This window comes from Vibrio sp. V12_P9A6T4, from assembly GCF_963874835.1.
GTDB lineage: Bacteria > Pseudomonadota > Gammaproteobacteria > Enterobacterales > Vibrionaceae > Vibrio > Vibrio anguillarum.
The window spans coordinates 19,322-27,179 of the sequence record NZ_CAWNJO010000065.1; the positions used below are offsets into that span (position 1 = coordinate 19,322).

General features: G+C 44.1%; 4 protein-coding genes. 3 read left to right on the forward strand and 1 reads right to left on the reverse strand.

What is annotated here, in order from left to right:
* Positions 1-52 precede the first annotated feature (52 nt).
* From AACQ42_RS11060 to AACQ42_RS11070, 3 genes are all read left to right on the forward strand, one after another.
* A complete protein-coding gene (locus tag AACQ42_RS11060) occupies positions 53-1,195 on the forward strand; it encodes an exonuclease SbcCD subunit D (RefSeq protein ID WP_029388470.1) in 1,143 nt (380 codons plus the stop codon).
* Positions 1,195-4,236: an SbcC/MukB-like Walker B domain-containing protein gene (locus tag AACQ42_RS11065; protein WP_094165907.1), complete on the forward strand. Its 3,042-nt coding sequence runs from the start codon at positions 1,195-1,197 to the stop codon at positions 4,234-4,236. Before AACQ42_RS11060 ends, AACQ42_RS11065 begins: the two co-directional genes overlap by 1 nt.
* A 138-nt stretch (positions 4,237-4,374) precedes the next feature.
* Positions 4,375-6,426, forward strand: a complete 2,052-nt coding sequence (locus AACQ42_RS11070; RefSeq protein ID WP_094165908.1) for a hybrid sensor histidine kinase/response regulator — start codon at positions 4,375-4,377, stop codon at positions 6,424-6,426.
* 86 nt (positions 6,427-6,512) lie between these two features.
* Here AACQ42_RS11070 and cqsA read toward each other — a convergent pair whose 3' ends face one another.
* Positions 6,513-7,694 (reverse strand): alpha-hydroxyketone-type quorum-sensing autoinducer synthase, encoded by a 1,182-nt coding sequence (gene cqsA, locus AACQ42_RS11075; protein WP_094165909.1) that lies wholly within the window; start codon positions 7,692-7,694, stop codon positions 6,513-6,515.
* Positions 7,695-7,858 lie beyond the last annotated feature (164 nt).

Below are 7,858 nucleotides of genomic sequence, written 5' to 3' on the forward strand. Positions count from 1 at the left end.
GGTTAATCGCGTATTATGAAGCACTTTGATTTTCGATATTTTTAGGGTTGGAATGAAGTTTCTTCACACCTCTGACTGGCATCTCGGTCGACAATTTCACAACGTTTCTTTATTGGATGATCAGCGCGCAGTACTCAATCAGTTGATTGAGTATCTGCAGTGTAATCGGGTGGATGCTTTAATCGTCGCCGGAGATATCTACGATCGTTCAGTTCCACCGACTGCAGCCATTGAATTGATGGATGATATAGTCAACCGGGTGTGCAACGAGCTTTCCATCCCCTTAATTATGATCCCCGGTAACCACGACGGGGCGAAGCGTTTAGGCTTTGCGGCCAAGCAGATGCAACACTCGGGCTTGCACATTATTAGCAATTTTGAACAGATGATGCAGCCTGTGGTGCTAAAATCAGCCACTGCTGGTGAAGTGGCATTTTATGGTATGCCTTATAACGACCCTGAAGTCGTTCGCCACCACTTTGGAGAGTCCGTAACCAGCCATGATGAAGCCCATCAATACCTTATTGAGAAGATTATATCGCAGTGGAATCCGTCACAACGTCACGTTATGATTGGCCACTGCTTTGTTGATGGCGCTATCGAATCTGACTCTGAACGTCCTTTGTCCATTGGCGGCTCTGATCGTGTCAGTCATCAACACTTTGTACCTTTTGATTATGTTGCGCTCGGCCATCTGCACCAACCGCAGAAAAAGGGGGAAGAGTATATCCGTTACTCTGGCTCTCTAATGAAATACAGCTTTTCAGAGCAGCACCACAAGAAAGGAGCGACCTTGGTTGAATTTGATGAACAAGGTTTTGCCAGCGCCACGCATGTGCCACTGACTGCTCCTCATAGCATGCGTATTATTGAAGGTGAGTTGCTGGAGATCATAGAGCAAGGCAAAACAGACCCACACAACCACGATTATCTGTTGGTTCGTCTTACCGACAAACACGCGATACTGGACCCGATGGAAAAACTGCGTCAATCCTACCCCAACGTACTGCATTTAGAAAAACCGGGCATGTTGGTGGGAGTTGATCAAGCAATGGGGCGTGCACGTTTGGCACGCGGTGAGGTGGATATGTTCCGCGATTTTTTCTTAGAAGCTAAGCAAGAAGCGTTAACCGCAGCGCAAGAGCAAGCGGTGATCGACGTCATTCAAGCACTAAAGCCGGGAGCCCAAGTCTAATGCGTCCAATACAATTGACTCTGCAAGCATTTGGCCCCTTTGCTCATAAAGAAGTGGTGGATTTTACCGCCTTGGGAGCCTCGCCGCTATTTTTGATTAATGGTCCAACCGGAGCGGGCAAAAGTTCACTGCTCGATGCCATTTGCTACGCTTTGTATGGTGAAACGACAGGCAGTGAGCGTACTGGTGATCAAATGCGCTGCGACTACGCGGACCCGCACACGCTCACCGAAATCAGCTACCAGTTTGAGCTTGGCGGGCGAATCTACCAAGTTGATCGCTCGCCCGACCAAGAAGTGCCGAAAAAACGCGGTGAAGGCTCAACAAAAAAATCCCATGCCGCGAGCTTGTTTGAATGGGTCGATGGTGAAATGAAATTGCTTGCTAACAAACCCAATCCCGTCGGTAAAGCCATGGTGGAATTGATCGGTTTAGATGTAAAACAGTTTCGCCAAGTGATGGTCATCCCCCAAGGGAAATTTCGTGAATTACTGACTGCCAACTCCAAAGAGCGGGAGCAAATCTTTGGTCAGTTGTTTCAAACTCACATTTATAGCCAAATTGAACGAGCGCTGTTTGAGAAAGCGGCGGGGATCCGCAAAGCGAAAGAAGAATTTGATCACCAAATTAAAGGCGCATTGGATGTCGTGAACGCAACTAGCGAGTCACACCTTGAAACGTGTATTGCTGAGCTGTCACCCCAATTAACGGCCGCTCACGCCGCGTACCTAGATGCCCAGCAAAGGTTTGATGCAGCGAGCAGCGAGCAAAAGGCGGCGCAAACCCTTGCTAAACAATTTCAAGAGCAGCGTCAACTCGTGCAACTTAAAGCCGATCACGATGCACAATCGTCAGTCATCGATGCGGTAAAAGCTCAAAGGCATCAAGCCTTGCAAGCTACGCGCTTAGATTCACCCTATTACGAATTACAATCGTCACAACGTCAGTTAGAAGCGGCCAACCAAGCAAAAGTCGAAAAAGAACAAGCGCTTACACAGTCACAACAGCAGTGGCAACAAGCTAAAGTGGCTCAAGAAGACGCGGCAGAAAAAGTCAAAATAGTGCCGAATCTGATGCAACAAATTTATGACTTAAACCTAATCAAAACTAAGCTTGTTGAGCGAGAACATCATCAAAAAGCGCTGCAACAAGCCTTACGTGAAGTGGAGCTCGCGACGCAAAATCGCCACAACTTGCGCACCGCTGTTGAGCAGTTTGAGCAGCAAATTATGCTTAAGCGTCAAGAGTGCGAAAGAGTTAGCCAGCAGTTGGCTGAGTTAAAAGGCCAGCGCTTAGAGCTTGAAACCATCAAACAGCAGATTGATCGCTTATTAAAGCTGCAGCAGCTTGAACAGCGTTTAGCCACAGAGCAAGCTGTACTGAGCTATAGTCAGCAGCAGTTTGAGTTGGCGCAGCGCGCGACATTGGACGCGAAACAGCAAGCCGATAAATTAGAGCTGATTTGGCACACCAACCAAGCCGCCGAGCTGGCTCGAACCTTGGATCAAGGCGACGAGTGCCCGGTGTGTGGCAGTTGCGATCATCCTAAATTAGCGCGTTATGCCGGAGAAACGGTGACTAAGGCGCAAGTGCAGCAGGCGAGAGCGATACAGCAAAACAAACTGGCCACAGAGCAAGAAGCGCTGAAGCAGCAACAACTGCGAGCGACCCAATACGCACGGCTTGAGCAAGAGATGGCAAGTTTGAGGGAGTCATTATCTGGAAATACGCAAAGTTTAGTGCAACTGCAGCAAGCTCAAAGCGATCTTGAACATTCCATTGCTCATCTTGAATCGCTCAATCCAGAGCAATTAGCTCAACAATTGGCAAAATTAGAACTGCAGTTAGCACAAGCAAAGCAAAATGCTGAAACGCAGCAGCATAAAGTCGAACAGGCCACCCTGACGGTTGCCAAAGAGCAGACTGAAGTTTCTGCCTTAAGCCAAGGGATCCCGGAGTTGTATCAAGACAGTTTGCATTTGCACCAATCTTTAACCCAGTTAGAGCTGCAATTGGCCAATCTCAACCATTTAGATGCGGAAACCAAAGCGCGCTTCAATCAAGCGAACGCCGATTTTTCTGGTGCGAAAGCGGCGTTGGCGGCGGCGGTCGAACACCAGATACATTGGCAAAATGCGTTTACGCAGTCACAGCAGCAGTGGCACAGTGCACTGATTGAGAGCCAGTTCGACGATACTGAGCACTATTTACAGGCACGTTTATCTTCACAGCAGATCGAGCAGCTTGAAAAGCAGATCAAACAATTTGACGAAAGAAGTACGACGTTAAACGCTCAGCTTCAAACATTAGCCAGTGAGCTGAGTGAAAAAAGTGAGCCCAATCTTGCTGAGTATGCAAGCGCGGTCGAGGTTGTAGCCATGTTACAGCAAAGCGCACTGGATCAATGGAGCAGGTTACGGTCTAAAATGGATGCCTTAACCAGTGTGAAAGAAAAAATCGCTATTTTACATATAAAAAATGAAGCCTTAGAGCAAGAGTATCAAGTATTTGGGACTTTGAGCGATATCGCCAACGGCAAAACAGGCGCTAAAGTGAGTTTACACCGCTTTGTTCTTGGCGTGCTGTTAGATGATGTGCTGATCCAAGCCTCAATGAGGCTGCAGATCATGAGTAAGGGGCGTTATCTGCTCAAGCGTAAAGAAGATCGCGCCAAAGGTAATGTGGGTTCAGGGCTTGATCTGATGGTCGAAGATGGCTACACCGGAAAATGGCGAGATGTGGCGACCTTGTCTGGTGGTGAATCTTTTATGGCGGCGTTGTCATTAGCGCTGGGTTTATCGGATGTGGTGCAATCATACAGCGGCGGTATTAAACTGGATACACTGTTCATCGATGAAGGTTTTGGCAGTTTAGATCCTGAGTCATTGGACTTGGCGATTCAAACCCTTGTCGACTTACAACAAGGAGGCCGAACGATCGGCATCATTTCTCACGTGAGCGAGCTGAAAGAGCAAATAGCCTTACGCATTGATGTCGATGTGGCGAGAAACAACGGCAGTTCAATAAGACTTGTTGCATAATGAATGGGAATGTAGGTTATCTTGTGCTAGTTATTAATAAGCATAGCGTGGCGAGTGTGACTCACTTCGGCGTTTTAAAAGACCAGGTTATGCATAATGATGATTATAAAAATGAATGTATCAGTTTGGTAAGGTTGCATGGACGTAGTAAAAAAAATATACCAGTACGCTGAGCCGAACCTCACCCTTGTGGGATGGATGGGGTTCATTGGTTTTCCCCTTTATTATTACGTGTGGACTTATCTCTTTCCACAACCTTATGAAAGTATGGAGTTACGGGCGATTTGCGCCATTTTATTTGCGGGGATTATTTTTCGCAATTCAACGCCGAAACATTTACAGCACTACTTACCTTACTATTACTTGTTTTCAATAGGATTTTGTTTGCCATTCTTCTTTGGCTACATGATGCTGATGAACGATTGGTCAACGATCTGGGCGATGTCGTTCATGGCGTCTATTTTCCTCCATATCCTCTTAGTCCACGAAACAAAAGTCATGCTGATTCAAGCCGCCATTGCATTAGTATGTGCTTACTTTGTGACTTATGGCGTAATGGACGCGGAACTGCGAGTGATGGTGGAATGGCCGTACGTACCGATTTTTCTATTTACTTACATTTTTGGCAACCTGTTCTATTTTCGTAACCAAATTGAACATGAAGCGAAGGTGTCGATTGCCAAGTCTTTTGGCGCAGGGATTGCGCATGAAATGAGAAATCCATTAAGTGCGTTAAAAGCGTCAATTGAAGTAATGGGTTCAGTATTGCCCAATCCTACGGCATCCAAATCAGAATCTTATACGCTACCGTCTAAAGATTTAGAGCTGATTGCTGGGCTATTAAGAGATGCTGATGAAGTCATTCGCTCCGGTAATGAGACCATTGATTTGCTGTTAACCTCGATTGATCAAAATAGGGTCTCAACATCGACCTTTAAAAAGCATGCTGTAAAGCCTGTTATAGAAGAGGCACTGCGCAGTTTTTCTTATAAAAGACCAGAAGACAGGCAGGCAGTGACTCTTAAGGTGGTGGATGACTTTGATTTTTTAGGCAGCAGTACACTGTTAAAATACGTGCTCTACAATCTACTCAAGAATGCGTTCTACTATCAAAATAACGATATGTTTAATATCCAAATCACCTTGAAATCAAGTGAGAATTGCCACCAAATTACAGTGAAAGACAATGGTGTTGGTATTGAACCTCATTTGCTAGACGATATTTTTAAAGACTTTTATACCTTCGGTAAAAATGGCAGCTATGGTCTGGGGTTACCCTTTTGCCGTAAAGTAATGCATGCTTTTGGAGGGGATATTATCTGCCGTTCTGAACTTGGAGAGTGGACGGAGTTTACCTTAACGTTTCCCGAGTATGATTCGCAAGCCGTTGCTAATATTAAACTTGATCTAATGAAGGCGAAATCTCTGCTTTATATTGGCAAAACGAGCATAGTGAATCGTTATCTCAGTGAGAAATCGTTCTATCTTGGTTTCCAGCTTAATGTCTTAGAGCCTGAGAGTACTTTGCGTCGAGAAGAGTTTGAATTTGAGTTTGATCTGATCTTTGTGGATCTGCAAACGTTGGATGAAACGCCGGATTACTTAACCAAACTGGAACCTAAACTGCATTTTACACAAGCAAAAGTTTGCTATTTATATGACCAAAATCAGCGTTACGCGCTGACGATGGAGCGTCATTTAACCATTTACCCAATTGAAAAGCACAAATTGTTATTGGATGGATCAGCGATTATTGATGAACTACTCTTTGAAACGGAAGAGCTTATTGCCGATAAAAATGTTATCCCGTTAAAACAATATGATTATGAAAAACGAATTTTGTTGGTCGATGATAACCACTCCTTACGTAGCTTCACCGCTCTGTTGCTAGAAAAGCAAGGGTATGAAGTACTGCAAGCGAGCGATGGGGAATTAGCATTACAAATGTTGGCCAATAATTCAATTGACTTGGTGTTAATGGATATTGAAATGCCGATTATGGATGGTATTTCGGCCACTTTATCTATCCGTTCATCCACCGCTTCTTACAGTAAAGTGCCTATTATTGGGCACACGGGTGACAATAGCCCTTCAACGATAGAAAAAATCCGTACATCAGGAATGAATGATTACGTTTTAAAACCAGCGGATAAAACGCTATTGTTAAAAAAATTAAGTCACTGGATTTAATAACCCTAGGTAAACCCTAGGGTTATTCCTTACCTTATCCTTCTTATTTGAGATTGCACCATTGGTTTAGTATGTCGATGCGTGACTTACTTGAAATAGAGACTGCTATCATTTTGGGCCCTTTCACACACGGTTAATATGGTGTCAATTTGTGAGTCAGTGACATTACTATTTAACGAAAGCCGAATAATGTTTTTATTCTTTGAAGTGGCAGGCCTGCAAAAAACAGCACCAAATATTTGATTCTCTTCTAAATAATCGCGAACTTTTTCTGTATTTCGTTCATCTCCGGTTTCTAGCGCTATGATTTGGGACTCACTTCGTACGCTTAGCCCTATACTATTTAGTCCACGACGCAGTGTGTGTGCATTGCGGTGCAACTGAGTTCTTTTAGAATCGGCTGATTTGATAATGTCCAATGTCGCTTCTAACGCTTCGACTTCATAAGGCAAAATAGTTGAGCTAAAAATAGCGGGATAACCCACAAAAGGGATGCAGTGATTCACATTATTATTCGCCCAAATAGCGCCAGCGCGATACGCGAATGTTTTCGCAAGGCTAGCTGTAATAAAGTCAACCTCTGCTGTTAACCCTAATTCACTGACAAGTCCTGCACCTTTTTCGCCATGTGTGCCAAGTGAATGCGACTCATCAACTAAAATGGCGCATCCATACTCTTTGGCGATAGTGACCAAATCGGTGAGTGGTGCAACAGTACCGATAGTGCTGTAAATCGAATCAACCACAATGAGCCCTGGGCCGTGTCGAGCGATCAGTTTTTGCAAATGATCACAATTATTGTGCATGAATGGGTGGATATTGGCATTAGCATAGCGAGCACCTTCCCACATTGACATGTGAGCAAAAAAGTCAATGTAGACGTTACTTTGTGGCCCGCACACGGCTTGCAACAAGGCTGTATTAGCATTCCATCCTGATTGAGAAAGAAGGCAACTATCAAAGCCTACAAATTCTGCAAATTTCGTTTCTAATGAAGGTTTAGACTCTTCATCTTGTAGAAAAATAGCGGACATAAAAACACTATCATGTGTTTTATCGATGGCATTTTTCAGCCGTGCTTTAATTAATGGATGATCAGCCAAGCTTAAATAATCATTACTTTGTAACACTATGTCGTTTTTTGTTGGCCTTTTCCCCAGTACTAGGTGTTTTCCGTTAGCATTTTCATTAATCAAATCATTGATAAAATAGTCAATTCTAGATTGTATAGAAGCCGGTAGTTCGTGTTTCCACTTACGTGAATTCATGGTTATATCCTTTATATGTTTTTAATTAAATGCCAGCTGACAAAGGATATATTGAATATTAATTTAAAATTGTCACGCGTGAGTTTTTATTATTTTGGCTGCTATTGCAAATTAAGGTATAGTGTCTTTTATATTGTTCGTCATTGCCTAGGCTTATCCAGCCC

Excerpts from the sequence above, each read along its gene's own strand:
- AACQ42_RS11060 (WP_029388470.1), top strand. The coding sequence starts at position 53 with ATGAAGTTTCTTCACACCTCTGACTGGCATCTCGGTCGACAATTTCAC.
- cqsA (WP_094165909.1), bottom strand. The coding sequence starts at position 7,694 with ATGAATTCACGTAAGTGGAAACACGAACTACCGGCTTCTATACAATCT.
- AACQ42_RS11065 (WP_094165907.1), top strand. The coding sequence starts at position 1,195 with ATGCGTCCAATACAATTGACTCTGCAAGCATTTGGCCCCTTTGCTCAT.
- AACQ42_RS11070 (WP_094165908.1), top strand. The coding sequence starts at position 4,375 with ATGGACGTAGTAAAAAAAATATACCAGTACGCTGAGCCGAACCTCACC.